This window comes from Pseudonocardia sp. OZ21 (assembly GCF_059359135.1).
The window spans coordinates 128671-154726 of record NZ_JCADBN010000012.1; the positions used below are offsets into that span (position 1 = coordinate 128671).

Annotated in this window: 24 protein-coding genes; 12 read left to right on the forward strand and 12 right to left on the reverse strand. The window is 72.0% G+C overall.

Annotated elements, in window-relative coordinates; all coding sequences use genetic code 11:
• Positions 1-3 precede the first annotated feature (3 nt).
• Complete coding sequence (locus AC5L35_RS25790; RefSeq protein WP_495062275.1) at positions 4-2211, reverse strand: acetate--CoA ligase family protein; 2208 nt, start codon at positions 2209-2211, stop codon at positions 4-6.
• A 173-nt stretch (positions 2212-2384) separates the two neighbouring features.
• On the opposite strand from AC5L35_RS25790, the gene AC5L35_RS25795 reads away from it, so the two are divergent.
• The 4 genes from AC5L35_RS25795 (at position 2385) to AC5L35_RS25810 (ending at position 5609) form a co-directional block, all read left to right on the forward strand.
• Positions 2385-3233: a MaoC/PaaZ C-terminal domain-containing protein gene (locus AC5L35_RS25795; protein WP_495062276.1), complete on the forward strand. Its 849-nt coding sequence runs from the start codon at positions 2385-2387 to the stop codon at positions 3231-3233.
• Between the two features lie 37 nt (positions 3234-3270).
• Entirely contained in the window at positions 3271-4455 is a 1185-nt protein-coding gene (locus AC5L35_RS25800) for a thiolase C-terminal domain-containing protein (protein ID WP_495062277.1), read from the forward strand.
• Positions 4456-4460: 5 nt separating this feature from the next.
• Positions 4461-4871, forward strand: a complete 411-nt coding sequence (locus AC5L35_RS25805; RefSeq protein WP_495062278.1) for a Zn-ribbon domain-containing OB-fold protein — start codon at positions 4461-4463, stop codon at positions 4869-4871.
• Between the two features lie 90 nt (positions 4872-4961).
• Complete coding sequence (locus AC5L35_RS25810) at positions 4962-5609, forward strand: TetR/AcrR family transcriptional regulator (protein ID WP_495062279.1); 648 nt, start codon at positions 4962-4964, stop codon at positions 5607-5609.
• A 25-nt stretch (positions 5610-5634) separates the two neighbouring features.
• Here the strand turns inward: AC5L35_RS25810 and AC5L35_RS25815 are convergent, their stop codons facing one another.
• Entirely contained in the window at positions 5635-6804 is a 1170-nt protein-coding gene (locus AC5L35_RS25815) for an acyl-CoA dehydrogenase family protein (RefSeq protein ID WP_495062397.1), read from the reverse strand.
• 206 nt (positions 6805-7010) lie between these two features.
• Between AC5L35_RS25815 and AC5L35_RS25820 the strand changes: the two genes are divergently transcribed.
• From AC5L35_RS25820 to AC5L35_RS25840, 5 genes are read left to right on the forward strand one after another with little or no spacing between them, the layout of a single operon-like run.
• A complete protein-coding gene (locus AC5L35_RS25820; RefSeq protein ID WP_495062280.1) occupies positions 7011-8039 on the forward strand; it encodes an ABC transporter ATP-binding protein in 1029 nt (342 codons plus the stop codon).
• Positions 8039-9073, forward strand: a complete 1035-nt coding sequence (locus AC5L35_RS25825) for an ABC transporter ATP-binding protein (RefSeq protein ID WP_495062281.1) — start codon at positions 8039-8041, stop codon at positions 9071-9073. The genes AC5L35_RS25820 and AC5L35_RS25825 overlap by 1 nt, the downstream gene beginning before the upstream one ends.
• Positions 9066-10013 carry an ABC transporter permease gene (locus AC5L35_RS25830; protein ID WP_495062282.1) on the forward strand — a complete coding sequence of 316 codons (948 nt, stop codon included), beginning with the start codon at positions 9066-9068 and terminating at the stop codon, positions 10011-10013. Before AC5L35_RS25825 ends, AC5L35_RS25830 begins: the two co-directional genes overlap by 8 nt.
• Positions 10014-10031: 18 nt before the next feature.
• Positions 10032-10913, forward strand: a complete 882-nt coding sequence (locus AC5L35_RS25835; protein ID WP_495062283.1) for an ABC transporter permease — start codon at positions 10032-10034, stop codon at positions 10911-10913.
• A gap of 17 nt (positions 10914-10930) precedes the next feature.
• Positions 10931-12583 carry an ABC transporter substrate-binding protein gene (locus AC5L35_RS25840; protein WP_495062284.1) on the forward strand — a complete coding sequence of 551 codons (1653 nt, stop codon included), beginning with the start codon at positions 10931-10933 and terminating at the stop codon, positions 12581-12583.
• Positions 12584-12595: 12 nt separating this feature from the next.
• On the opposite strand, the gene AC5L35_RS25845 is transcribed toward AC5L35_RS25840, so the two are convergent.
• The 3 genes from AC5L35_RS25845 to AC5L35_RS25855 are packed head-to-tail and all read right to left on the reverse strand — an operon-like array spanning position 12596 to position 15884.
• Positions 12596-13471, reverse strand: a complete 876-nt coding sequence (locus tag AC5L35_RS25845; RefSeq protein WP_495062285.1) for a fumarylacetoacetate hydrolase family protein — start codon at positions 13469-13471, stop codon at positions 12596-12598.
• 14 nt (positions 13472-13485) lie between these two features.
• On the reverse strand, positions 13486-14607 hold the full coding sequence (locus AC5L35_RS25850; RefSeq protein ID WP_495062286.1) for a cupin domain-containing protein: 1122 nt from the start codon (positions 14605-14607) through the stop codon (positions 13486-13488).
• On the reverse strand, positions 14604-15884 hold the full coding sequence (locus tag AC5L35_RS25855; RefSeq protein ID WP_495062287.1) for an FAD-dependent oxidoreductase: 1281 nt from the start codon (positions 15882-15884) through the stop codon (positions 14604-14606). Before AC5L35_RS25855 ends, AC5L35_RS25850 begins: the two co-directional genes overlap by 4 nt.
• Positions 15885-15943: 59 nt before the next feature.
• On the opposite strand from AC5L35_RS25855, the gene AC5L35_RS25860 reads away from it, so the two are divergent.
• The gene (locus AC5L35_RS25860) at positions 15944-16732 is read left to right on the forward strand and encodes an IclR family transcriptional regulator (RefSeq protein WP_495062288.1); all 789 of its coding nucleotides are present in this window, start codon (positions 15944-15946) and stop codon (positions 16730-16732) included.
• A 12-nt stretch (positions 16733-16744) separates the two neighbouring features.
• Here AC5L35_RS25860 and AC5L35_RS25865 read toward each other — a convergent pair whose 3' ends face one another.
• Genes AC5L35_RS25865 through AC5L35_RS25880 form a run of 4 tightly spaced genes read right to left on the reverse strand, consistent with a single transcriptional unit; the run spans position 16745 to position 20244 of the window.
• Entirely contained in the window at positions 16745-17713 is a 969-nt protein-coding gene (locus AC5L35_RS25865) for an ABC transporter substrate-binding protein (protein WP_495062289.1), read from the reverse strand.
• A gap of 29 nt (positions 17714-17742) precedes the next feature.
• Entirely contained in the window at positions 17743-18513 is a 771-nt protein-coding gene (locus AC5L35_RS25870; protein ID WP_495062290.1) for an ABC transporter ATP-binding protein, read from the reverse strand.
• Entirely contained in the window at positions 18497-19354 is an 858-nt protein-coding gene (locus tag AC5L35_RS25875) for an ABC transporter permease (RefSeq protein ID WP_495062291.1), read from the reverse strand. Before AC5L35_RS25875 ends, AC5L35_RS25870 begins: the two co-directional genes overlap by 17 nt.
• Positions 19351-20244, reverse strand: a complete 894-nt coding sequence (locus AC5L35_RS25880) for an ABC transporter permease (protein ID WP_495062292.1) — start codon at positions 20242-20244, stop codon at positions 19351-19353. Before AC5L35_RS25880 ends, AC5L35_RS25875 begins: the two co-directional genes overlap by 4 nt.
• Before the next feature lie 161 nt (positions 20245-20405).
• Here AC5L35_RS25880 and AC5L35_RS25885 point away from each other — a divergent pair, with 161 nt between their 5' ends.
• Positions 20406-21239: a class I SAM-dependent methyltransferase gene (locus AC5L35_RS25885; protein WP_495062293.1), complete on the forward strand. Its 834-nt coding sequence runs from the start codon at positions 20406-20408 to the stop codon at positions 21237-21239.
• 42 nt (positions 21240-21281) lie between these two features.
• Here AC5L35_RS25885 and AC5L35_RS25890 read toward each other — a convergent pair whose 3' ends face one another.
• The 3 genes from AC5L35_RS25890 to AC5L35_RS25900 are packed head-to-tail and all read right to left on the reverse strand — an operon-like array spanning position 21282 to position 24425.
• Entirely contained in the window at positions 21282-22802 is a 1521-nt protein-coding gene (locus AC5L35_RS25890; protein ID WP_495062294.1) for a tripartite tricarboxylate transporter permease, read from the reverse strand.
• Position 22803: 1 nt separating this feature from the next.
• The gene (locus tag AC5L35_RS25895; RefSeq protein ID WP_495062295.1) at positions 22804-23340 is read right to left on the reverse strand and encodes a tripartite tricarboxylate transporter TctB family protein; all 537 of its coding nucleotides are present in this window, start codon (positions 23338-23340) and stop codon (positions 22804-22806) included.
• Positions 23337-24425, reverse strand: coding sequence for a Bug family tripartite tricarboxylate transporter substrate binding protein (locus AC5L35_RS25900; RefSeq protein WP_495062296.1), 1089 nt, complete (start codon positions 24423-24425; stop codon positions 23337-23339). Before AC5L35_RS25900 ends, AC5L35_RS25895 begins: the two co-directional genes overlap by 4 nt.
• 136 nt (positions 24426-24561) lie before the next feature.
• Between AC5L35_RS25900 and tcuA the strand changes: the two genes are divergently transcribed.
• Positions 24562-26031, forward strand: coding sequence for an FAD-dependent tricarballylate dehydrogenase TcuA (tcuA, locus tag AC5L35_RS25905; protein ID WP_495062297.1), 1470 nt, complete (start codon positions 24562-24564; stop codon positions 26029-26031).
• Positions 26032-26056: the final 25 nt, after the last annotated feature.

The window sequence follows — 26056 nt, forward strand, 5'->3', positions numbered from 1 at the left end:
CTCTCACCGGTTGCCGGTCACCACGAGCACGTCGAGGGCCTCGACCCGCGATCCGTCCACCCACAGCGGGTTGATCTCCACCGCCTGCAGCTCCGGCCCGAGTGAACGGGCACAGTCGGCGAGCCGGGTCACCACCTCCGCGACCCGCGACAGGTCGGCGGGCGCCGCCCCGCGCGCCCCGGCCAGCACCGGGGCCCCGCGCAGCTCACCGAGCATGCGGACCACCTCGGCCTGGTCCACGGGCAGCACCCGCAGGCTGACGTCGTGCAGAACCTCGATGAACACCCCGCCCAGACCGACGGCGAGGACCGGCCCGAAGGACGGGTCAACCGTGACGCCGACGAAGAGCTCCGTACCGCCGGTGCGCATCGGGCTCACCAGCACGCCCTCGACGTCATCCGTGACGGTGCGCCCGGCCGCGACCACCCGGGCGAAGGCGGCCCGGACGGCGTCGGCATCACCGAGACCCAGCGCCACGCCGCCGATGTCCGACTTGTGCGCGATGGCGGCGGAGCACACCTTGAGCGCCACCGGGTAGCCCAGGAGCTCGGCGGCAGCGACGGCGGCGTCCGCGTCGGCCACGAGCTCGGCGGGCACCGCCGGCACTCCGGCGCCACGTAGCAGCTCGCGGGCCCGAGCCTCGGACCACGTCCCGTCGGGCAGGCCGTCGGGCGCGGACGGCGGAGGCGGCGGGGCGGGCACCGGGCGGGCTGCGCGGTCCTGCCGTACCTCGTTCCACCGGATCGCGTGCCCCACGGCGGTGAGCCCGAACTCGATCCCCCCGACAACGTGCAGGCCGTGGCGGTCGAGCAGGGAGCTGCCGAACTCGGAGAGGTCGCTGCAGGTGGCCGAGAAGTTCACCACCGGGATCGGTGAGCGCTCGATCGTCGCGGCGATGTCGGCGATCCGGCGCTCGGGGATCGACGGGTCGGGAGGCATGGCCGCGGGCAGGCTGACCAGGTTGAGCACGAAGTCGAGGCCGGGGTCGGAGGTCACGGCGGTGAGTGCGGCGTCGCCGAGGTTGGCCTCGGCCGAGGTGCGGTCGGCCAGGATGATCCCGGTGACGTCCAGCGGGTTGCGCGCGGCGGCGAACGAGGGCAGCACCTCGCGCAGCCGTGCGGTGGTGGGCGCGCTGAACTCGGCGATCTCCACACCCTCGTCGGCGGAGCGGTCGGCGATGATGTCGCAGGCCCCTCCCGACGCGGTGACCACGCCCATCCGGCGCCCGGCCGGCACCTGGCCCGAGCCGAGCAGCCCCGCGGTGATCAGCAGCTCCTCCAGGCTGTCCACCCGGATCACGCCGAACTGACGGAACGCCGCCGCGACCACGGCATCGTCACCGGCCACGGCGCCCGTGTGGGCCAGCGCCGCGAGCTGCCCCGCCGGGCTGCGCCCGACCTTGAGCGCGACGATCGGCTTACCGACCTGAAGTGCCCGCAGGGCCAGCGCCGCGAACCGCTGCGGGTCGCGGATCGTCTCGAGGAACAGGCCGATCACCCGGGTGTCCTCGTCGGCGATGAGGTGCTCCAGCACATCGGCCGCGGTGATCACCGCTTCGTTGCCCATCGAGGTGAGCAGACTGATCCCGATCCCGTGTGCCCTGGCGAACGCGAGGACGTTGCTGGTCAGCGCACCGCTCTGCAGGACGACGCCCACGTTGCCCCTGCACAGCGGCGGCGCGATGTGCAGGCCGAAGGGCGCCACGGCCGCCACCGCGTTCACGAAACCCAGGCAGTTGGGACCGAGCAGGGTGAGGTCGAGCTCCACGGCGCGCTCGACGAGCCGCCGTTCGCGCTCGCGACCCTCCTCGCCACCGCCGTCGCCGTAGCCCGAGGCCAGCACCACGAGGTTGTGGATCCCGGCAGCGGCGGCATCCTCCAGCACGCCCTCGACGGCGCGGGTCGGCGCGAGCACGAACGCGAGGTCGACGGGCTCGTCCAGGGCACGCAGGCTGGGCACGGTGGGGCGCCCGAACACCTCGGCGCGGACGGGGTGGACGAGCTGCAACGACCCGGCGAAACCGGCCGTCTGCAGGCTGTCCATGATGAACCGCGCCCAGCCGGATCCGTCCGACGCCCCGACGAGGGCGATGCTGCGGGGAGCGAAGAAGGACCGGAGGCGCTCGGGCGCTGCCAGCATCCTGCGTGCCCGGTCGTGCTGCTCGCTTCCGTGCCCTTCGTCGAGCACCGCGACGTGATCGGCCTGTGCCATACCGGTTCCCCCGCCCGTCTCACAGTGGACGCCAGTCGTGAACCTTCATCCTAGAATCGGATTCTCCTATGAGAGCCCACCGTTCGGCGGCTGTCAACGGTCTTGACAAGGGCCGGTCCCGACGCTGAGGCTTGTCCTAGAATCGTGTTCCAACTTCGCCCGCGGGAGGCGTGATGGCACTGGACCACAGCCTCGTCGGGGTCGCTTCGGAGCCGGCCGACCGGTCATGGGACGCCACGGACGCGCTCCTCTACGCGCTGGGCGTCGGGGCCGGCGCCGCCGACCCGACCACCGAGCTCCGGTTCACCACGGAGAACACCGCCGGGATCGAGCAGCAGGTGCTCCCGACCTTCGGCGTGCTCGCGGCCGCGGCCCGCACCGGTCGCCGGCTCGGCGACTTCGACCCGGCGAAGCTGGTGCACGCCGAGCAGTCGTTCGAGCTGCACGCACCGCTGCCCGTCGCCGCGACGGTCCAGGTCACCTCGCAGGTCACCGGGATCCAGGACAAGGGCAGCGGCGCGCTCGTCACCACCGAGAACACCGCGGTGCTCGACGGGCGGCCGCTGGTTACCACGCGCAGCGGCCTGTTCATCCGCGGCGAGGGCGGCTTCGGCCGGGAGCCGGGGCAGAGCGACCCGTGGACCCTTCCTGACCGCGGGCCCGACGAGCAGGTGCGGTACCGCACGCGGCCCGACCAGGCGTTGCTGTACCGGCTCTCCGGTGACCGCAACCCCCTGCACTCCGACCCCGCGTTCGCCGCACGCGGCGGCTTCGACCGGCCGATCCTGCACGGGCTCTGCACGTACGGCTTCACCGGCCGGGCGCTGCTGCACGCCGTGTGCGGTGCCGACCCGAAGCGGTTCGGTGGCATGTCGGCGCGTTTCAGCAGGCCGGTGCTGCCCGGGCAGGAGCTCGTCGTCTCGATCTGGACGGGGGACGGCGGCCCGGACGACGCGCTGTTCCGCACGAGCACCACCGACGGCACCGTCGTGATCGACCGCGGCCGGTTCCGGCTGCGCTGACGGGACCCTGGTCGACAGACGGCCGAAGGAGACGGACATGGCACCGCGACGAGCGGCGATCGCCGGAGTTCACGAGCACCCGCTGCGCCGGGCCCCCGGCCGCAGCAAGCTGCAGCTCAAGGCCGAGTCCGCCGCGAGGGCGCTGGAGGATGCCGGGCTGACGCTCGCGGACGTCGACGCGCTCTATGACGCCGGCGAGACCGGCCCGATGTCGGGCATCACGGTGGCCGAGCACCTGGGCATCGAGCCGAAGGTGATCGACACGACGTCGGTCGGCGGCAGCTCCTACGAGTTCCACGCCGCCCACGCGGCCCGGGACATCGCCGACGGCCGCGCGAACGTGGCGCTGCTGACCTACGGCTCCACGGCCAAGAGCGAGTCCAGGGCGATCGGTACCGGGGCCCGCGCCACGCCGGACCCGGTGCCCGGCACGAACATGGAGATCCCGTACGGGCTCCCGCTCATCGGGAACTACGCCCTGGTGGCGCAGCGGCACATGCACGAGTACGGCACCACACCCGAGCAGCTGGCCGAGATCGCCGTGACCACCAGGGCACACGCCCTGCGCAACCCGGAGGCCGTCACCGGGCTGCGGGACATCGGGATCAAGAGCGTGGGCGAGCTCACCGTCGCCGACGTGCTGGGCTCGCGGCTGGTGGCCGACCCGTTGCACCTGCTGGAGTGCTGCATCGTCTCCGACGGCGGAGGCGCCGTCGTGATCGTGGGCGAGGACGTCGCGGCCGGGATCCGCAAGCCGCCCGTCTGGATCCTCGGCAGCGGTGAGGCGGTGGGCTACCCGGGCAACGCGCGCGACCTCACCACGAGCGCGGGGGCGCTCTCCGGCCCGCCTGCCTTCGCCCGGGCGGGCGTCCGGCCGGACGAGGTCGACATCGCGATGATCTACGACTCGTTCACCATCACCGTGCTGACACTGCTCGAGGACCTCGGGTTCGCCAAGAAGGGCGAGGGTGGGTCCTACGTCGAGGGCGGCAGGCTGCGGTGGGACCGGCCCGGCGCACCGGCGCTCAACACGGACGGCGGCGGGCTCTCGTCCAACCACCCGGGGATGCGCGGGATCTTCCTGCTGATCGAGGCCACCCGGCAGCTGCGCGGCGAGTCGACCTCCCAGGTGGACGGCGCCCGGCTGGCCGTCGCCCACGGCAACGGGGGGCAGCTCGGCACGCGCCACTCCGCCGCCACCGTCGTCCTCGGAAGGGACTGATCATCGTGGTCGCCACCGCCGACACCGCACCCGCACGCCCGCTGCCGGTGCTCGACGAACCCGACACGGGGCCGTTCTGGCAGGCGTGCGCCGAGCACCGGCTCACCTACCAGCGCCGCAGCGACACGGGCGAGGTCGTGTTCTACCCCCGCAGTCACGACGACCCGCACCTGGAGACCCTGGACTCGGCCGGCCTCGGCACCGTCTACACGTTCACCGTGGTACGCCAGCACGGCCATCCGTTCTTCCGTGCCCACACGCCCTACACGGTGGCCTACGTCGATCTCGACGAAGGCCTCCGCATCCTCGCCGAGATCGATGCCGCACCCGGTACGGTGCACGTGGGGCAGCGGGTGGAACTCCACTGGGAGGACCACGACCACACCTCCGTACCGATCTTCCGGCCCGCCGGGTAGGCGGGTCGAATCTGCGTGCGCCGCGCATGCTGGCACCATCGGTCTCCCGCGACAGCAACCCGGACGGTCGGGGAAGCCTGAGGAGGCGCCGTGACAACGCGGAACGTCGGCCGTGGTCGCAGCGCCGGTCGGCAGTGGGGCAGCACCGAGCAGACGCGCATCCAGCTCCTGGACGCCGCGCGGTTCGTGTTCGCACAGCGCGGTTTCGCCGAGGCGAGTGTCTCCGACGTCGTCGAGAGGGCGGGGTCGAGCGTCGGCAGCCTGTACCACCACTTCGGAGGCAAGAGCGAGCTGTTCACCGCGCTCTGGGAGCGGTACCGGGACGAACAGCACGCCGTCGCCGCCAGCGCCGTCGCGGCCGCGAAGGACGGCGGCGTCACCGACCCGTTCGAGCTCTTCGAGGCGGGGGCGCGGGCCTACCTGAACGCCACCTGGCCCAACCGGGACCTGGTGAAGCTCATCCACGACGGCGACACCCCGCCCGGCTTCCAGCGGCTGCTGCGGCAGAGCGGTAAGGAGTGGGTGAAGTCGAACTTCCGCCTGCTGCGGGCCGACAACCGGCCGGTCAACCGGGTGCTCGTCGCCCTGCTCACGAGCTTCACCGGTGAGGCGCGCCGGGAGATCGCCTCGGCCCGCTCGGCCAAGGAGGCCAAGCAGATGGTCGAGGCGATGATGGACGTACTCGCCCGGATGCGCACGGTCATCGAGGCCGACCTGTTCGCCGAGACGCCCGTCTGACCGTGGCGGCATCGGCGACCGGCGCTCAGTCCCCGATGCCGCCGAGCCGCACGTGGCCCTTGAGCAGGTTGCGGGCGATGGTGCGGCGCTGGATCTCGTCGGTGCCCTCGAAGATCCGCAGCAGCCGCAGCTCGCGGTACCACCGCTCGATCGGCAGTTCCTTCGTGTAGCCCATGCCGCCGTGGATCTGCAGCACCCGGTCGACCACGTTGTTCGCCGTCGTGGCGCCGTGCAGCTTGGCGATCGACGAGGCGTGGCGGGGGTCGAGCCCGCGGCTCACGCGCCACGCCGCGTACAGCGTGAGCCACTTGGTGGCCTCGATCTCGACCTGCGAGTCGGCGATCTGCCACTGGATCGCCTGGTAGTCGGCGATCTTGTGGCCCATCGACTCCCGGATGTTGGCATAGTCGACCGCCATCGTGAGCAGTCGCTCCGCGGCACCCACCGCGCGCGCCGGGATCATGAAACGGCCCTGCCCGATCCAGCGCATGGCCAGGTCGAAGCCCCTGCCGACCTCGCCGAGCACGTTGGCCGCCGGCACCCGCACGTCCTGGAAGCTGAGCGCGGCCGGGCCCCACTGCCCCATCGTCGGGATCGGGGAGGACTTCCAGCCCATGTCCCGGTCTACGAGGAAGCAGGTGATTCCGCCGTCGGCTCCCTTCTCCCGGTCGGTCACCGCGAACACCATGCAGAAGTCGGCCTCGTTGCCGCCGGTGATGAACGTCTTCTCGCCGTTGATCACCCAGTCCGCACCGCTGCGGGTGGCCCGGGTACGGATGTTGCGGGCGTCCGAGCCCGCCCCCGGCTCGGTGATCGCGAAGCAGGAGCGCCGCTCCCCCGCGATCGTCGGGAGCAGATAGGCCTTCTTCTGCGCCTCGTCGGCGCCGTACAGGATGTTGTCCGCGGAGCCCCCGAAGCTGAACGGCACGAAGGTGCGGCCCACCTCCATCGCGAGGATCGCGCTCATCACCGCCCCGAGCGCGATGCCGCCGTACTCCTCGGGGGTGTTGATCCCCCAGAAGCCGGCCCGCCTCGCCTTCTCCCGCAGCTCGTGCAGCACCCCCGGCTCCAGCCCCGGCAGGCCGGCGCGCTCGTTGCGCAGCACCTCGTCCTCGAGCGGCATCACCTCACGCTCCACGAAGGTTCGGATCGTGTCGCGGATCTGCCGCTCCTCGTCGCCCAGCGAGAAGTCGATCATCTCACCCTCCGAGGATCATTCTGGAATTGAGTTCTAGACCAGAGAGTCGTCGAGCGCTGCCGGACCTGTCAAGCCCCCGATCCAGACGGAACGGACCTTGACACAAACATGGGCACGCATCACGCTCTGATGAAGTTCTAGAGCCTGGTTCTAACCACGATCCGATGGCCGACGAGCGCACCGAGCCCCAACGAGGAGGCTGTGTGGACTCCGACGTGAACCCCGAACCCCTGTTACAGATCGAGGAGCTCGGAGTCGAGTTCCCGACCGCATCCGGCACCGTCGAGGCGGTCAGCGGCGTCAGCTTCGCCGTGGCCGCCAACCAGACGGTCGCCGTGGTCGGCGAGTCCGGGTCGGGCAAGAGCGTCACCGCGCTGGCCGTGCTGCGGCTGCTCGACGGCGGCCGGATCAGCAGGGGGCGCGTGCTGTGGGACGGCCGCGACCTCGCCGAGCTGGACGCGCGGGGAATGCGCAGGATCCGCGGCGACGAGATCGCCATGATCTTCCAGGACCCGATGACCTCGCTGGACCCGCTGTACTCGGTGGGCCACCAGGTCGTGGAGGCCATCCGCCTGCACCGACGGATCTCGAAGCGGGCCGCCCGGGAGCGCGCGATCGAGCTGCTCGACCAGGTGGGCATCCCCGACGCGCGCAGCCGCATCGACGCCTACCCGCACCAGCTGTCCGGCGGACAGCGTCAGCGGGTCATGATCGCGATGGCGCTCGCCTGCTCGCCGCGCCTCCTCATCGCCGACGAGCCCACCACCGCACTGGACGTCACCATCGAGGCGCAGGTCCTCGAGGTGCTGCGCACGGTGCAGCGGGAGTACAGCACCGCACTGCTGCTGGTCACCCACGACATGGGCGTCGTGGCCGAGACGGCGGACTGGGTGGTGGTCTTCTACGCCGGCCAGGTGGTCGAGCAGGGCCCCACCGCGCAGGTGCTCGGCGATCCGCGCCACCCGTACAGCGCGGCGCTGCTCGCCGCCGTCCCCACACCCACCACCGACAAGTCGCTCCCGCTCGCCGCCATCCCCGGCGCCGTCCCGAGCCTGCACGAGACACCGACCGGCTGCCGGTTCCACCCGCGCTGCCCCCACGCATGGGACGAGTGCGCGAGCACCGTGCCCGAGCTGTACGAGCTGGGCGGGGGCCGGACGAGCCGGTGCCTGCTCCAGCGCGACGCCAGGGTCGCGGGCCCGGCGGTGGCCGTCGGACGCGAGAGCGCCTGATGGCATCCACGGCCGAACGAGCGCCGGTACCCGTGCCCGCCACCGACCGGGACGTGCTCACGGTGCGCGACCTCGTGAAGCACTTCCCGATCACCCGCGGGCTGCTCCGCCGCACCGTGGGGCACGTCCGCGCGGTCGACGGCGTGTCGTTCACGGTGGGGCCGGGCGAGACCGTCGGCCTCGTCGGGGAGTCCGGGTCCGGGAAGTCGACGGTGGCCCGGCTGGTGCTGCGGCTGCTCGACCCGACGAGCGGGAGCATCCGGTTCGAGGGCCGCGAGCTCACCGGGATGGGCGCCCGCGAGCTGCGGCCGCTGCGGCGGCGCATGCAGATCGTCTTCCAGGACCCGGTGAGCTCCTTCGACCCGCGGATGACCGTGTTCTCGGTGATCAGCGAGCCACTCGAGGCACAGGGCATGACCGACGGCCGCGCGAACCGGCGCCGGGCGAGCGAGCTGCTCGAGCTCGTCGGGCTCTCGCCCAGCGACCTGGACAAGTACCCCCACCAGTTCTCGGGTGGGCAGGCGCAGCGCATCGGCATCGCACGGGCGCTGGCCACCGACCCCCGGCTGCTCGTCTGCGACGAGGCCGTGAGCGCGCTCGACGTGTCGGTGCAGGCCCAGGTGCTCAACCTGCTGCGCTCGCTACAGCGCGAGCTCGGCCTGTCCTACCTGTTCATCGCCCACGACCTCAACGTCGTCCGTTACGTCTCGGACCGGATCTGCGTGATGTACCTGGGCGAGATCGTGGAGCAGGGGCCTGCCGACGAGCTGCTGACCGACCCGCGCCACCCCTACACCCGCTCACTCGCGGCCGCCATCGCCAGCGCCGACCCCACGGTGGCCCGCACGCGTGGGCGGCAGGTGGTGCGCGGGGAGATACCGAGCCCGAGCGCTCCCCCGCCGGGGTGCCGCTTCCACACCCGCTGCCCGTCGGCGTTCGACACCTGCCGCACCACCGCACCGGAACCGGTCGCAGCGGGACCCGGACGCCTTGCGACGTGCCACCTCCTCGGTGGGGAGGCCGCCCGTGCTTGAGTACGTGCTCCGGCGTGCCCTCTACGGCGTGCTCGTGGTCGCGCTCGTCACCGTCTTCGTCTTCCTGACGCTGCGGCTCATTCCCGGCGACGCGGTGCGGCTGCAGCTGGCCGACGCCCCGGGTGTCAGCGAGGAACAGGTGGCGGCGCTGGCCGCGCAGCTCGGCCTGGACCAGCCACTGCTGACGCAGCTGGGCACGTTCGTCACCGACGCGGCCCGCGGCGACTTCGGCACATCGTTCCAGAGCCAGGAACCGGTCACCGCCCTGATCGCGGAGCGGCTGCCGATCACCCTGCAGCTGGGCGTGATGGCGATACTGGTGAGCGTCCTCGCCGGCATCCCGCTGGGACTGCTCTCGGCCGTGCGGCAGAACAGCTGGCTCGACCAGGGCCTGCGGGTCGTCTCGGTGGCGGGGATCTCGATCCCGAACTTCTGGCTCGGCCTGCTGCTGGTGACCTACCTGGCGCTGTGGTTCGGCTGGTCACCCCCGCTGGTCTACCGGACGCCGGCCGAGGACCTCGGGAGCAACCTCGTCCACATGGCGCTGCCCGCGATCGCGCTCGGGGTGGCGGGCATGGCGGCGATCGCGCGGATGCTGCGCTCGTCGTTGCTGGAGGTGCTGCGCTCCCCCTTCGTCCGCACGGTCCGGGCCAAGGGCGCGTCCGAGGCCCGGGTGTTCACCCACGCCGTGCGCAACTCGCTGGTGCCGGTGTTCACGCTGGTAGGCCTGCAGGTGGGAGCGATTCTCGGCGGCACCGTGATCCTGGAGTCGATCTTCGGGATCCCCGGCATGGGCATGCTGATCTTCGAGTCGGTGCAGCTGCGGGACTACCCCGTCGTGCTGGGGTGCGTCGTGGTCTACGGCGCCGTGTTCGTGCTGGTGAACCTCGTGGTCGACCTGCTGTACGGCGTGATCGACCCCCGCATCCGCTACGCGTAGGAACGGGAGGCGAGTCGGATGACCGAGATCGTGGCGGGCCGGGTGCCGGTGGCGCGCCGAACCGCGCGGCGGGGCCTGGGCCACCTGGTCCGCACGCAGCCGCTGGGCGCGGTCGCGATGGTGCTCATCGCGCTGTTCGTGCTCGCCGCGATGCTGGCTCCGGTGCTCGCGCCCTTCGACCCGGTGGCGCAGCAGCGGGAGTTCTTCCAGCAGCCCCCGAGCGCGCAGTTCCTCATGGGCACCGACGACCTCGGCCGCGACATCTTCAGCCGGGTGCTCTACGGGGCTCGCACCTCACTGCTGGTCTCGGTGGCCACGCTCGCCGCGGGCGGCACCCTCGGTATCGCGATCGGGGTGGCGTCGGGCTACTTCGGCGGCAGCCCGCTCGACACGGCACTGCAGCGCGTGATGGACACCCTCATGGCGATCCCCGGAATCGTGCTGCTGCTCTTCATCGCCGCCCTGCTCGGCCCGAGCGTGCGCAACACGGTGATCGCGTTGAGCCTGCTCGTGATCCCCTCGTTCAACCGCGTGGCCCGCGGCGAGATGCTGCGCATCCGCGAGGAGCTCTACATCGAGTCGGCGCGGGCCAGCGGGTGCAGCACCTGGCGGATCCTGCGTCGGCACGGGCTGCCCAACCTGCTCGCCCCGCTGCTGGTGGTGACGAGCCTGCTGTTCGCCATCGTGATCATCGCCGAGTCCGCGCTGAGCTTCCTGGGAATCGGAACACCACCACCGACGCCGTCCTGGGGCGCGATGCTCAGCGAGGGTTCGCGGTACATGGAGATCGCCCCGTGGATGGTCGTCTTCCCCGGCGGGATCCTGACCGTCGCCGTCCTCGCCTTCAACCTCCTCGGCGACGCCTTGCGTGACTTCTTCGACCCGAAGCAGATCCGTTGACCAGCAGGGAGCGCACCATGCGACGCGTCCGGCGCAGGACCCGACTGCAGCTGATCGTCACGCTCGTCGCCGTGGCCCTGCTCGGCACCGGCTGCTTCTCCGCCCCCGGGGGCCGCGCCCCGGCGGCCGGATCGGCCGAGCAGGACGCCGGGCCGCCGCAGCAGGGCGGCATCTTCCGCTACGCGCTGCCCTCGGACGCCCGCTCGCTCGACCCGCACGCCCAGTCGTCCTACAACACCCACATCGCCATCGGCTCCACCTACAGCAAGCTCGTCGACTTCGACACCGGACCGGACATCCCCTACGGCTCGCCGCAGCTGGAGGGGGACCTCGCCGAGAGCTGGGAACCCACGGACGACGGCCGCACGTGGACGTTCCACCTGCGCCACGGCGTGCGTTTCCACGACAAGCCTCCGGTGAACGGCCGCGAGTTCACCGCGGACGACGTGCTCTGCACGATGCAGCGGATCCGACAGCTGCCGGGCCACCAGGTCAACCTCATCAGCATGGTGCAGGACATCAGCGCGCCCGACCCCTACACCGTCGTCTTCCGGCTGGACGGGCCGTATGCGGAGTTCGACACCAACATGGCCAACCACTTCATGTGGATCCTGCCGTGCGAGGCCACCCGCGGGGAGTTCGACGTCTCCACCACGGCGATCGGCACCGGACCGTTCGTGCTGGAACGGTGGGTGCGCGACCGGGAGCGCGTGCTGACGGCGAACCCGCACTACTACCGGGAGGGCACGCCGCACATGGCCGGCGTGCACGTCTCGATCGTGCCGGACCAGGCGTCAGCCATCGCCGCGCTGCGCACCGGCCAGATCGACTTCCTCAGCGCTCTGTCATCGGACAAGGCCCAGATCGACCGGCTGCTGCAGCAGGACCCCGGGCTCGTGCTCCGCGAGGAGAAGGGCCTGTCCCAGGTGCGGATCTTCATGAACCAGGAGACCGAGCCGTTCGACGACCCGCGGGTGCGGCGGGCGGTCGCGCTCGCGATCGACCGGGAGGGGATGCTCTCGGCGATCCGATCCGGTGGCGACCTCACCGGGCCGGTCACCCCCACGTTGTTCGGCGGGCTGCCCTCGGCCGAGAGCGCGCAGCTGCAGCCCCACGACCCGCAGCGGGCCCGGCAGCTGCTCGCCGAGGCCGGGTTCCCCACCGGGTTCAGCACGCGCATGATCCTCACCGACGGCTACGGCGAGACCGTCGTCCGCGAGGCGCAGTGGGCCCAGCAGGATCTCGCGGAGGTCGGCATCCAGGTCGAGCTCGACGTCCAGGACTACGCCACGTACTTCACGGAGAGCTTCGCCGGGAAGAACTACGCGATGGGCTTCGGCCTGCAGACACCGATGCTCGCCGCCGACGAGTACCTCAGCAGCGAGTGGCTCTCCACCGGTGCGCGCAACTGGTACGGGATCACCGACCCCGGGCTCGACCGGATGATCACCGAGCAGCGCGGGATCCTCGATCCCGCCGCCCGCCTGCAGGCGCTGCTCGACATCCAGCGGTACATCGTCGAGAACGTGTCGAACCCGGTGCCGCTCTACGTCTACGACGGTCAGTCGATCCTCGCGCCCTACGTCCACGACGTGTTCCCGCACCCGGACTACGGAACCCGGCACCAGGCCGACATGTGGCTCGGCCCGGATGCACCGGGGCGACACTGAAGCGGTGGACCCTCAGGCCACCGTCACCGTCATCGCCCCGATCCCGCTGATCGACATCTCCAACTGCTCGCCTGCGGCGATGGGGCCGACCCCGGGCGGGGCCCCGGTGAAGAGCACGTCGCCGGGCAGCAGGGTCATCACCGAGGAGGCGTAGGCGACGATGGCCGGCACCGGGGTGAGCATGTCCCGGGTGTTCACCGACTGGCGGACGGCGCCGCCGGACGTGAGCCGGATGTCGAGGTCCGAGCCGTCACCGAGCTCGTCGGTGGTGACGAGGTACGGGCCGAGCGGGCTGAACCCGTCGTAGCTCTTGCGGCGGGAGCGGTCCGCCGCGCTGCGGACCGTGATGTCCAGGCCCGCGGTGAACCCGAGGACCGCGTCCATCGCCTTCTCGACCGGGATGTCCTTGCCACCGCGGCCGATCACCACGACCAGCTCGGACTCGTGGTGCACCTCGTGTCCCGCGGCCACGACGTCGCGGGGCAGCACGATCCGCCCGCCCGGCCCGACGATCGACGACGGCGCCTTCAGGAAGACGTCGAAGTCCATCATCCAGGCCTCGACGCGGCCGAGCGTGCGCTCCTGCACGACGTGCATCTCGGCGACGTGCTCGCCGTAGTTGCTCGCTGCGGCGATCACCTTCGACGGGCCCAGCACGGGCGCGTGCAGCACCACGTCGGAGACGGGCCGGGCCGGGCCCTCCTCCGCCGCGGCGCGCAACGCGCCGGAGAGCTCGTCGAAGTCGCGGGCGAGGCCCCGCCACCAGCCCGCCGTCACCGGGTCGGGGTCGTGCGCGGGCAGTGCGGCGGTGACGTCGACGATCACGTCACCGTCCGGGGAGGAACGGACGACACCGAGCCGGTGGTCGTCGAACAGCGCGAGCTTCACGAACGCTCCAGGAGTCAGCGGGGCGAGAAGAGATCGGTCACCGGTTGGGGAGCAGACAGCGTCTGCTCGCGGTACAGGCCCAGAGCCCGCAGCACCGGCGCGTCGGAGACGACGAACACCTCGGCGTGCTCGTCGGCCCCTTCGGCGGCGAAGTGCTCGGTATCGACGAAGTGCTCGGCAGCCGACCACGACGGCACCACGAACATGTCGCCGGGCCCCCAGTCGAAGCGCCGCCCGTCGATCACGCTGGAACCGTGGCCGCTGAACACGACGTGCACCGAGTTGCCGGTGCGGCGCACCGGAAGGCTGTGGGCGCGGGCCCGCACCCGGTAGGCCGCGCACGACATCGTGGGCATGACGCTCGCCCCGGACTCCGGGTCGGTGTACTCCACCGACAGCAGCGCATCGTCCGACGCCGCGGTCAGGCGGTCGAGCTCGGCGACGGTGTCGGCCCAGCGGTAGATCATGAGCTTCGAGTGCCGCGGGCTCAGCACGTCGGACACGGCGCCGTCGGTGTAGCGGACACCGCCCGCGTGCACGCGTTCCGACACGTTGTGCTCGGCGGGCTCCGGCTGGCTCTCCCCCGGCCCGGGGTACGACTCGAAGAAGATGCTGTCGAGGGCCTGCACCATCGGCAGGTCCAGCCCGTCGAACCAGAACATCTCCCCGTCGCCCGCGTTGACGTGGTCGTGCCAGTTCATCGACGGCGTGAGCACCAGGTCGCCGGGGTGCATGTCGCAGGCGTCGCCGTCGACGGTGGTGAAGACGCCCTCACCCTCCAGCACGAACCGGATCGCCCCGGGCGAGTGGCGGTGGGCGGGCGCGACCTCCCGCGGGCCGAGGCACTGCATCGCGCCCCAGAGCGTCCCGGCGGCGTAGGGCAGGCCGGCGAGCCCGGGGTTCTGCAGGCTGAGCACCCGCCGCTCGCCGCCGCGCTCCACGGGCACGAGCTGGATGGCGCGCTGGGCCAGCGGCTTCATCGTCGCCGCCGACCACAGCCAGGGCACCGCCCTCGGCCGGGGGGTCGGGGTGAGCAGCTGTTCGGTGATGGTCCACAACGGGGCGAGGTCGACCGCGGAGAGGTCGCGGTAGAACTCCTCGAGCGCCGCGTCCGTCTCGACCGGGTTGACGGTCATCTGGCTTCCTCCAGTTCCAGCTCTGCAGGTGGTGTGCCCACCCCGAAGCGCTGAACGCTCTCCAGGAGGGACACCCGCCGAATGTAGGCCCGTGCCCGCTCTGGGTCGGCGGCAATTGCCCGCATGTCGTCCTGGTGGCTGCGCCGTACTGCTTCGTCGGTCTCACGCAGGCGGTCGGTATTGCGCTGGGTGTCGGCCTGTACGTACTCCACCGCCACCGTGCGACGGACTCGGTCGTAGGCGGCCAGCTCGGCCTCGGTGTCGACACGGCCGTCCGCCCGGCCGTTCCCGGCGATCCGGCCGAGCCTGCGCGCGGCGTCCATCGCGTCGTGGATCCCCGAGTTCAGCCCGACCCCGCCGACGGGCGAGTTGATGTGGGCCGCATCGCCCGCCAGCAGCACGGGCCCCACGCGGAACGCCGCGGCCACCCGCTGGTGGACGTTGTAGAGCTGGTGGTCGATCACCGGGTAGCCGGGCTCGTAGGGCGCCACCCGTTGCAGCTGGCTCTGCAGGCGCTCCGGAGCGCTCGCCTCCGCCGCGGAGAGATCCTCCGGCACCGGCCACACCACGCGCCACGACTCCGGCGTCCGCAGGATGAACAGCCACTCCTGCGGGTCGGCGACGTAGTTGACGTGGCCCAGGTCGGGCAGCAGCTCCTGCAGGTCGACCGACGTGCTCGTGATCGCGAACCGTTCGGGGTAGGTGAAGCCGTCGAAACCGACGCCCAGCTCACCGCGGACCGTGCTGCGTGGCCCGTCCGCGCCGATCACGTACGAGGCGAGGAGCTCACCCTCCCCGGCCGGGGTGGACAGGTGCAGCCGCGCCCCCTCCGCCGTGATGTCCAGGCCGGTCAGGCGGGTGCCGAAGAGCAGCCGGACGCGCTCGTCGCGCTGGAGCCGCTCGGCGAGCATCCGGACGAGGTGTTGCTGGTTGAGCTGCAGCCGGTAGGGGAACCGGGTCTCGTCGGCCAGCAGGCGGAAGTCGAACTGGGCGATCAGCCCGTCGCGGCGGTCCCGGAACTGGTAGGTGGGAACGACCAGCCCCTCGGCGTGCATCCGGTCGGTGATGCCGATCGTCTCGAGGAGCTCCAGGGTGGCGGCGTGGAACGTGCTGGCCCGCCAGTCCGGACGCGGCTCCGGCGAGAGCTCCACCAGTACGACGGGCAGGCCCTCGGCGGCGAGCGTGGCAGCGGCGGTCATGCCCACCGGACCACCGCCGACGACGACGACCGGGCGCTCGGGGGTCACCGGCGCGGCAGTGGCGGGATCCCAGATCATGGCGCTGAGGCTAGACATCCATTCCGTTCTGAGAGAAGACGGTTGGCTATTGTTCCTGCATGTCGAACATCAGGCCGGCCGACCACGGGACGCCGACCACCTCCGTGGACAACGCCCTGTGGCTGCTCGAGCTGATCGGAGAGCGCCAGGCGTTGCGGGTGGCCGAGGCGGCCGACCTGCTCGGCGTTGCCCGTTCCACCGCGCACCGGCTGCTCACCGCCCTGCGCCGGCGCGGGTTCGTCATGCAGGACCGGCCCAACGGTGCCTACCGGCCCGGGCCTGCGCTGGTGGAGATCGGCCTGGCCGCGGTCAGCCGCATCGACATCCGCCGCGTCGCCCGCCCCGTGCTGGAGGACGTGCGCGAACAGACCCAAGAGACGGTGAGCCTGGCCGTGCTCGAGGGCACGTCGATCCGGTTCGTCGACTGCGTGGAGAGCCCGCGGTCGGTCCGGGTGGGCAACCGCACCGGTGTGGTCCGGCCCGCGCACGCCTCGGCCGTCGGCAAGGCGATCCTCGCCGGGCTGTCTGCCGCCGAGCTGGACCGCCGCTACCCCCACGAGGAACTGCCGCCCGCCACCACCGGGGCGGCGCTCACCAGCCGCACGGTCCTGCGGGCCGAGCTGGCGCGGATCCGCGGCCAGGGCTACGCCCTGAACTGGGAGGAGAGCGCCGACGGGGTGTGCGCGGTGGCCGTGGCGCTGCGCGACACCGTCGGGCAGCCGCTGGCCGGACTCGGCGTCGCGGCCCCGAGCAGCCGGATGGGCACCGCCGAGTCGATCCGGGCGTTCGCCCCGGCCGTCCTGCGGGGGGCCGAACTGGTGCACGAACGGCTCCGGTCACCGCACTGACCCCAGCCAGGGCTAGCCCACCACCGCCTGGTCGAGGTCGACCGGGGCGTCCACGAGCTTGTAGTCCACCATCAGCCCCATCACCAGCTCCAGCGACTCCCGGTCGGTCGTCCCCCGCCACTGGTTGATCCGCACCTTCTCCGCCAGCGCCGGATCGGTCTGGCTGATCCGGGGCAGCGCGGTGCGGAACGACTGCGGGTCGGCGGCGATGGAGTCGGCGGTGGCCTTCACGGCCTGCTGGAACTTCGTCACCAGCTCGGGGTCGGAGCCCACCAGCTTCTCGCTCATGAGGTAGGTGCCGATCTGCAGGCCCGGCCGCAGGTCGGTGTACGGCCGGCCGATGATCTTCAGGCCCTGCCCCTCCGCCACCGTGATGAACGGCTCGATGAGCATGCCTGCTGCCACGTCCCCGCGCTGGATCGCCGGTGCCATGTCCGGGAACGGGATCTCGACGAACTGCACGCTGTCGTAGTTCAGCCCGGCCTGCTGCAGCTGGTGCCCGAGCACGATGTCGTTGATGTTGCGCAGGCTGTTGACCGCTATCTTCTGCCCCGCGAGCTGGCCGATCCCCGTCACGGTGCTGCTGGGCGCCACCATGAGTGCCGAGAAGTCCTGCGCCGGGTCGTCCGAGGTGCTGGTGCCCGCGGCCACCATCCGGATCGGCAGCCCCTGGCTGATCGCGATGATCCCGGACACGACGTTCGAGCCCGCGGCGTCGAGGTCACCGCTCACCAGCTGCGGGATCACGGTGGCCCCGCCGCTGGACGAGGAGATCTCGAGGTCGATCCCCGCGTCGGCGAAGTGGCCCTGCTCGTCGCCGTAGGTGAGGAAGTTGAGCGGCGCCCCCGCGGTCTCCGCGATGCGCAGCGTCGTCAGTCCGTCCGCGCCCGCCTGCGGGGCCGAGCCGGAACCGCCGCCGCAGGCGGTGGTGAGCAGAGCCGCGACGGCGACGCCGACGCCGAGGCGTGACCAGGTCTTCATCGGTGCCTTTCGGGGAGATCGGGGTGGGATCAGCCGGGGAGGACGGCCGGGTCGGGGGCGCGCAGGCTCGACAGGACGTGTGAGCGCAGCTCCCCGAACCGGGGCAGCTGCTTGGTGGCCAGCTGGTCGCGCTCCGCCGGCAGGTCGATCTCGACGACCTCGTGCACGTGGGCGGGCCTGCGCAGCACCAGCACCCGCTGCGCGAGGTACACGGCCTCATCGATGTCGTGGGTGACGAACAGAACCGTGATCTCGAAGCGGCGCCAGATGTCGAGCAGCAGGTCCTCCAGGTCGGCGCGGGTCTGCGCATCGACGGAGGCGAACGGCTCGTCCATCAGCAGGATGCGCGGCTGGTAGGCCAGCGCCCTGGCGATCGCGACGCGCTGCTGCATCCCGCCCGAGAGCTGCCACGGGTAGCTGTCACCGCGGTCGGCGAGACCGACCGCGGCCAGCGCCTCGGCGGTGGCCGAGGCGACCTCGGCCTTCGACAGGCCCTTGTAGGGCAGCGGGAAGCCCACGTTCCCGCCGACGGTCATCCACGGCAGCAGGGAGCGACTGTAGTCCTGGAAGACGAACGCCATGTCCTTCGGCGGCCCGTCGACCGCCACGCCGTCGAGCGTCACGGTGCCGGACGTCGGGGCGACCAGGCCGGACAGGCAGCGCAGCATCGTCGTCTTGCCGCACCCCGACGACCCGACGATGCAGACGAACTCGCGCTCGCCCACGGTGAATGTCAGGTCGGCCATCGCCGGCGCACCCGCCGGGTCGTAGGTCTTGGTCAGGTCACGGACGTCGAGCACCGGCTGCCTCCGTCGGGTTCGGGGTGGTGCGGCGGGGGCGGCGGGCCGGGGTGCGCGCCGCCCGCCCGGTGGTGGCCCTCCCGGAAATGGCAAGGTGCCAGTGCAGGACGCGTCTCTCGACCGCGACGAACAGCGCGTTGGCGCTGAACCCCAGCAGGCCGAGCAGCACGGTGCCTGCCCACATCTCCGGAATGTCGAACCCGCGCTGCGCGAGCTGGACGACGTAGCCGACGCCGTTGTCGGCCCCGATCAGCTCGCTGACCACCATGAGGATGATCGCGATGCCCAGCGCGGTGCGGGCGCCCGCGAAGATTCGCGGCAGCGCGGCGGGCAGCACCAGCCGGGTGAGCCGCGCGTGCGCAGGCACCCGGTACGAGCGGGCCATGTCCAGTGCGGTGCGATCGACCCCGCGCACCCCGTCGACGGTGTTGAGCAGCACCGGCCACACCGCACCGAGCGCGATCAGGAAGACCTTGGCGCCGTCGCCCGCGCCGAACACCAGCAGCGAGACCGGGATCAGCGCGGGCGGCGGGAGCGCCCTGAGGAACTGCAGCACCGGGTCCAGCGCCGTCGACAGCGTCCGGGAGAACCCGAGCAGCGTGCCGAGGGCGACACCGATGAGGACGGCGAGCGCGAAGCCCGCGAGCATCCTGACGAGGCTGGGGAGCAGGTCGGTGGGGATGCGGGTGAAGAGCCACTCGTCGGCGAAGGTGCCGCCGATCTCCGACAGCGGCGGGAAGAAGAAGTCGTCGGCCGTGCGTGCCCAGCCGTCGTAGGCCACGAGCAGCAGGACGGGGAGGACGAGCGCGAGCGCCCAGTCCGTGATGCGGTTGCGGATCACCGGCCACCTCCGGGACGGAAGGACGGGTGCCAGTGCAGGAGGCGCCGCTCGGCCATCTGGAGGGCACCGTTGAGGACCCACCCGAGCAGGCCCGCGGCGAGGATCCAGGCGTACATGAGGGCCTCGGCGCCACCCGCGGACTGGGCGTCGGTGATCCGGACGCCGATGCCGGGCACGCCGACGACGATCTCGCTCGTGACGGCGAGGATGAGCCCGATCGCGGACGCGATCCGCAGGCCGGTGGCGATGTAGGGCAGCGCGCTGGGCAGCGTGACCCGCAGCAGCACCGCGCGCGGTGCGAGCCCGTAGGACCGGGCGGTGTCGCGCGCGGTCGGGTCGACGTCGTGGACGCCGTAGACCGTCTGCAGCAGCACCGGCCAGAAGGTGCCGAAGGCGATCAGGAAGACCTTCATGTCGAGGTTCGACCCGAAGATCAGCACGGCGGCGGGGATGAGCGCGACGGGCGGGATGGGCCGGAGGAACTCGAGCATGAAGCGCGTCAGTCGGTGCGCGAGCTCCAGCGAACCGATCAGCACGCCCAGCGGGACGGCGACGACGGTGGCGGCGAGGATGCCGAGCACCCAGCCCTGCAGCGTCTGGCCGAGCGGGACGAACAGCTCACCGGTGGTGACCAGCGCGGCGAAGTCGGGGAAGATCTCCGACGGCGGTGGGAACCAGGCCTGCGGCAGCAGTCCGACCCGGACCACGATCTCGAGGAGGAGGACCACGGCGACCACGCCGGCGAGGCCCAGACCCACGCGACGCAGACCCATGCGACCCGGACCCGCGGTGCGCAGCCGGGAACCCTCGCGGGCGACGCCACGCCGTGCCGTGGGCGGGGGCGCCGCCGGCTCTCCCGACGCAGCGGTGCCGGTCGTCGACAGCTGCACCTGGCGTCCTCCCTCGGGCGGCAGAACACGAGGCCGCATTGCCGTGTGGCCGGAGCCACCCATCCGGGGCGAAAGGTATATGCGGAACCCGCGGAGGGCTATATCCCGGCCCTGAAGTTCCTTTATGCCGAATTTGCCGGATCTGGGCTAGCGTCTCGCCCATGATCGAGCCCGGGGCGGACCGCGAGAAGATCATCCTCACCGGCGCGCCGGAGACGATGCTCGCCACCCTCTACGGCAGGGCCCTCGACAGCCGCTCCCCGCACCCGATCCTGCACGACCGTGCGGCGGACGACGCGGTGCGGCGCATCGACTACGACTTCGCCAGGACCGGGATGACCGCCACCACCGGGGCCGGCGTCGCCCTGCGGGCCCGCCGGCTCGACCGGTGGACCGCCGAGTTCCTGGCCGCCCACCCGGACGCCACGGTGCTGCACCTGGCCTGCGGGCTCGACACCCGGGTTCAGCGACTCGACCCGCCGCCGTCGGTCCGCTGGGTCGACGTCGACCACCCGGAGGTGATCGCCGTGCGCGACCGCCTGCTGCCGGCGCCCGCGGGCGACTACCGGACGGTCGGCGCGTCCGTGACCGATGACGGGTGGCTCGACGACGTGCCCGCCGACCGCCCCACCGTCGCGGTCTTCGAGGGTCTGACCATGTACTTGCGCGAGGAGGACGGCAGGCGCCTCGTCGAGCGCATCACCGGGCGGTTCCCCACCGGGCAGTTGCTCTTCGACTGCTACGGGTCGCTGGGCATCCGCCTGCAGCGGTTCGTGCCTGCGGTGCGCAACTCGGGCGCCACGCTGCACTGGGCGATCGACGACCCGCGGAAGCTCGAGAGCTGGCACGACGGGCTGGAGTGTCTCGACGCGCTGCGCAGCGTCGACATGCCGGGTGTGGAGGAGCTTCCGCGCTCCGGCCGGGCGAGCATGTGGGTGCTCGCCCGGCTCCCGGGCTTCCGCGACGTCGGCCGGATCCTGCGCTACCGCTTCTAGCGACTCGCGGGCCGGAAACGGGCGACTCGCGGGGGTTTCGCGTCAGCTCTCCTCGCCGTCCCCCGCGGTCACGAGCGCGCGCCTGCGCTTCGTGGCCACCGGCAGCACGAGCGGGATGAGCAGCGCCAGCGCCACCACCACCCACAGGAACACCGTGATCGGCGACGACACGAGGATCGACGGGTCGCCCTCCGACAGCGTGAGTGCCCGGCGTAGCTGCTGCTCGGCGATCGGGCCGAGGATGAGCCCGACCACCGCGGGCGCCACCGGCACTCCCGCCTGGCGCATCAGCAGGCCGAGCAGGCCCAGCCCGCACAGCACCAGCAGGTCGACGGTGGTGCCGCCCGCGGCGAAGGCGCCGAGGGTGGCGAACACCAGCACGCCGGCGTAGATCCCGTACGCCGGGATCTGCAGCAGCCTCGCCCACACCCGGGCCAGCGGCAGGTTGAGCACCAGCAACATGACGTTACCGACATACAGGCTCGCGATCAGGGTCCAGACCAGCGGCCCTGACTCCGTGAACAGCTGCGGGCCCGGCTGCAGCCCGTAGGACTGGAACGCGGTGAGGATCACCGCGGCCGTGGCCGACGTGGGCAGCCCGATCGTCAGCAGCGGCACGAGCACGCCGGCCGCGGCGGCGTTGTTCGCCGACTCCGGCCCGGCGACGCCCTCGATGGCACCGTGGCCGAACTCCTCGGGGTGCTTGGTCAGCTTCTTCTCGACGCTGTAGCTGAGGAACGTCGGCACCTCGGCGCCGCCCGCGGGCAGGCTCCCGATGGGGAACCCGAGTGCCGTGCCGCGCAGCCACGCGGGCCAGGACCGGCGGAAGTCCGACCGGGACAACATCAGGCGCTCCCGCAACGGCTGCACGGTGGAGTGCCCGGTGCCGGTGAGCAGGTGCCCGAAGGCCTCGCTGAGCGCGAAGAGCGCGACCACGACGATGACGACGTCGATGCCGTCCAGCAGCGCGTCGACGCCGAAGGTCAGCCGGGGCTGGCCGGTTTGCGAGTCGATCCCGATCAGCCCGATCGTGACGCCGACGAGCAGGCTGGCCACGCCCTTGAGCAGGTTAGGCCCGAGCAGCGCGCTCACCGTCACGAACGCCACGGCCATCAGCGCCACGTACTCCGGTGGCCCGAATCCCGTCGCGAAATCGGCCACGACCGGCGCCAGGAACGTCAGCGCCACCGTGCCGATGGTGCCGGCGACGAAGCTGCCGAGCGCCGCGGTGGACAGGGCGGCCGCCGCCCGCCCGGCCCGCGCCATCTTGTTGCCCTCCAGCGCGGAGATCATCGACGCGCTCTCGCCGGGGGTGTTGAGCAGGATCGACGTGGTCGAGCCGCCGTACATGCCGCCGTAGTAGATGCCGGCGAACAGGATGAGCGCGCTGGAGGGCTCCAGCCGGAACGTGATGGGCAGCAGCAGCGCGACCGTCAGTGCCGGACCGATGCCGGGAAGCACCCCGACCGCGGTCCCGATCGTCACCCCGATCAGCGCCCACATCAGGTGCTCCGGCGTCAGCGCGCCGGCGAAACCCTCGAGGAGGAGCCCGAGCTGGTCCACCTCAGAACCCCCACGGGCCGGCGGGCAGGGCGAGCCCGATCAGCCGGTCGAACACCAGGAAGACGGTGGCGGCCAGCGCCCACCCGTACGCCACGACCTGCCATCCGCGTGGGGCACCCAGCAGCAGGGCCGCCGCCACGAACAACGCCGTCGCCGTCACGACGTAGCCCAGCAGCGGGAGCAGCAGGGCGAACGCCACCAGTGCCGCGACCAGCGCGAGCACGCGCAGCCCCGCCCGGGACTGCCACGGCGGTCCGCTCACGGCGACCCGGAGCTTGAGGCGGGAGTCGACCAGCAGGCCCGCCCCGACGGCGCCGAGGAGCACCCCGACCGGCAGCGGCACCGCCGCCGGGCCCACCACCGCCGTGGTGTCCGGCAGCCGCACCGCGTCCACGATCACGAGCACGGCCGCCACCAGCATGATCGCGCCGAAGGCCGCGGACGCGAGCACGGTGCCCCGGTCCACGCTCCCCGGTGCGGGGGCCGTCGGGTCGGGAGCCGGCTCTGCGGTCTCCCGGCTGGTCGTCGCGTCGCTCATCCCAGTCCGATCTCGTCGAGCACCCGTGACACCCGGTCCTGTTCGGTCCGGACGAACTCCTCGAACTCCGGGCCCGCGAGCGTCGCGTCCCCCCAGCCCCGGCGGTCGAGCGCGTCCCGCCAGGCGTCGGTGCGGGTCATGTCCACCAGCAGTCCCTCCAGCGCCTGCTCCTGCTCCGGGCTGATGCCGGCCGGCGCGACGACGCCGCGCCAGTTCTGCAGCTCCACGTCCACGCCGCTCTCGCGCAGCGTCGGCACGTCGGGCAACCCGGGCAGCCGGTCCGGGCTCGACACCGCGAGGGCGCGCACCGTGCCCGCCTCGATCTGTGACTGCAGCTCGGAGACCCCGGAGACGCCGATCGTCGAGCGTCCGGACAGCAGGGTCGTGAGGGCTTCCCCACCACCGGAGTGCGCCACGTAGCTGACCTTCGCCGGGTCGGCCCCGACGGCCTTCGCCAGCAGGCCGGCCAGGATCTGCTCGGCGCCCCCCGCCGACCCGCCCGAGATCGACACGGCCGCGATGTCGGTGCGCATCGCACTCACCAGGCCGGCCACGTCCGTGAGCGGGGAGCTCGCCGCGACCACCACCACCTGGTAGTCGGTGGTCAGCCGCACCAGCGGCATGGTGTCGGCGAGCGAGTGCGGGGAGCCGTTGGCCTCCACCGCGCCGACCATGATCAGCCCGGTGGTCATCAGCTCGGTCGGGTCACCGGTGCGCCGCACGAACTGGCTCAGCCCGATCGTGCCGCCCGCCCCGGCCACGTTGTAGACCTCGGTGCGGCCGACGAGCTCGCGCAACGCGCCCTGCATCTCGCGCGAGGTCTGGTCCCAGCCACCACCGGGTGCGGCCGGAGCCATGATCCGCAGCTGCCGCTCGCCGATCACGTCCCGCAGCGCGGAGCCACCGGAGCCCGCGGTGTCCACCGGAGCCGTGGCCACCACCGCGCCCGTCACGATGACGGCCACCGCGAGCGGCGCGAAGCGGTACCAGCGGCGGAGCGGACCGGCGCGGCCCGCACCCGGTTCACCCTGGTCGTCGGCCGCGGCCGTCGAGCGTCGTCGCTCCATCCACCGTCCCTCACTCACGCCTGGCACCGGCGCCCGAATGTCCGGCACCGGATCGAGTGCCGCATTCGTCACGCATGGTCGACAGTTGCATACAGTGATGGCGACCCGGGGACAAGTGGTGGTGGGCGAACACGGGGGTGGGACAGCGGTGCCGGTGACTGACGAGTCCGTCGACGTCGTCGTGGTGGGCGGGGGGAACGCCGGATTCAGCGCGGCACACGCCGCCGCCGAGCGGGGCAGGCGGGTGCTGCTGCTGGAGAAGGGCGACCCCGCCACGGCAGGCGGCAACAGCTACTACACGGCGGGCGCGGTGCGGATCGCGCACAACGGGCTCCCCGATGTCGCCGACCTGCTCGACGACGACGACCGGCACGCGGTCACGGTGCTCCCGCCCTACCCGCCCGAGGCGTTCGCCGCCGACATGACCACGGTCACCGGCGGCCGCAACGACCCCGCCCTCACCGCGGTGCTGATCACCGAGAGCCAGGACACCCTGCGGTGGCTGCACGGCAAAGGGCTGCGCTTCCGGCTGATGTACGAGCGCCAGGCCTACCCCGACGCGCAGGGCCGTCAGGTCTTCTGGGGTGGGCTGGCGCTCGGGAGCACGGGCGGCGGCAAGGGCCTCGTCGAGCAGCACACGCAGGCGGCGGAGAAGACCGGCGTCGAGATCCGGTACGGCGTGCGCGCCGGTGAGCTGGTGCGCGACGCCGGGGCGGTCCGCGGCGTCACGTGGACCGACACTACGGGCGGGAGCGGCACGGTGCGTGCCGAGTCGGTAGTCCTGGCCGCAGGCGGGTTCGAGGCCGACCCCCGGCTGCGCCGGCAACACCTCGGCGAGGGCTGGGAACGGGCCAAGGTGCGCGGCACCCCCCTCAACACGGGCGACATGCTCACCGCCGCGATCGCCGCGGGCGCCGCCACCCACGGCGACTGGACCACCTGCCACAGCGTGGCGTGGGACGCGTGGTTCCCCGGCAACGAGAGCAACCGGGAGCTGACCAACCAGCTGACCCGGGGCGGCTACCCGCTCGGCATCGTGGTGAACAAGAACGGGGAGCGCTTCCTCGACGAGGGCGCCGACTTCCGCAACTACACCTACGCCGAGTACGGCGCCCGGATCCTCACCCAGCCCGGCGGCCTGGCCTTCCAGCTGTTCGACGCCACCACGCGGTCACAGCTGCGGACCGAGGAGTACGACATGCCCGGGGTGTCGGTGGTCGTCGGGCAGACGGTCGAGGACCTGGCCGCCGGGATCGACGTGGACCCGGCCGCACTGCGCCGCACGGTGGACGGGTTCAACGCCGGGATCGACCGCAGCGTCCCGCTCGACCTCGCCGTCAAGGACGGGAGGGCGGCCCGGGTCGAGCCGCCCAAGTCCCACTGGGCGAGCCCCCTGGAGACGGCGCCGTACTACGCGTTCCCGGTGACCTGCGGCATCACGTTCACCTTCGGTGGCCTGCACGCCGACACCTCCGGCCGCGTTCTGGCCGAGGGCGGCGAACCGCTGCCCGGCCTGTTCGTCTGCGGCGAGATGCTGGGCGGTCTGTTCAGCGGCAACTATCCCGGCGGTACCGGCCTCACCTCGGGAGCGGTGTTCGGCAGGCGGGCCGGGACGCTGGCCTGAGCGCGAGTCGCCCGCGGAATCCGGG

Coding starts and splice junctions, on each gene's coding strand:
- AC5L35_RS25795 (WP_495062276.1), top strand. CDS start 2,385: ATGGCACTGGACCACAGCCTCGTCGGGGTCGCTTCGGAGCCGGCCGAC.
- AC5L35_RS25825 (WP_495062281.1), top strand. CDS start 8,039: ATGGCATCCACGGCCGAACGAGCGCCGGTACCCGTGCCCGCCACCGAC.
- AC5L35_RS25850 (WP_495062286.1), bottom strand. CDS start 14,607: ATGACCGTCAACCCGGTCGAGACGGACGCGGCGCTCGAGGAGTTCTAC.
- AC5L35_RS25860 (WP_495062288.1), top strand. CDS start 15,944: ATGTCGAACATCAGGCCGGCCGACCACGGGACGCCGACCACCTCCGTG.
- AC5L35_RS25895 (WP_495062295.1), bottom strand. CDS start 23,340: ATGAGCGACGCGACGACCAGCCGGGAGACCGCAGAGCCGGCTCCCGAC.
- AC5L35_RS25840 (WP_495062284.1), top strand. CDS start 10,931: ATGCGACGCGTCCGGCGCAGGACCCGACTGCAGCTGATCGTCACGCTC.
- AC5L35_RS25800 (WP_495062277.1), top strand. CDS start 3,271: ATGGCACCGCGACGAGCGGCGATCGCCGGAGTTCACGAGCACCCGCTG.
- AC5L35_RS25885 (WP_495062293.1), top strand. CDS start 20,406: ATGATCGAGCCCGGGGCGGACCGCGAGAAGATCATCCTCACCGGCGCG.
- AC5L35_RS25835 (WP_495062283.1), top strand. CDS start 10,032: ATGACCGAGATCGTGGCGGGCCGGGTGCCGGTGGCGCGCCGAACCGCG.
- AC5L35_RS25790 (WP_495062275.1), bottom strand. CDS start 2,211: ATGGCACAGGCCGATCACGTCGCGGTGCTCGACGAAGGGCACGGAAGC.
- AC5L35_RS25855 (WP_495062287.1), bottom strand. CDS start 15,884: ATGATCTGGGATCCCGCCACTGCCGCGCCGGTGACCCCCGAGCGCCCG.
- AC5L35_RS25865 (WP_495062289.1), bottom strand. CDS start 17,713: ATGAAGACCTGGTCACGCCTCGGCGTCGGCGTCGCCGTCGCGGCTCTG.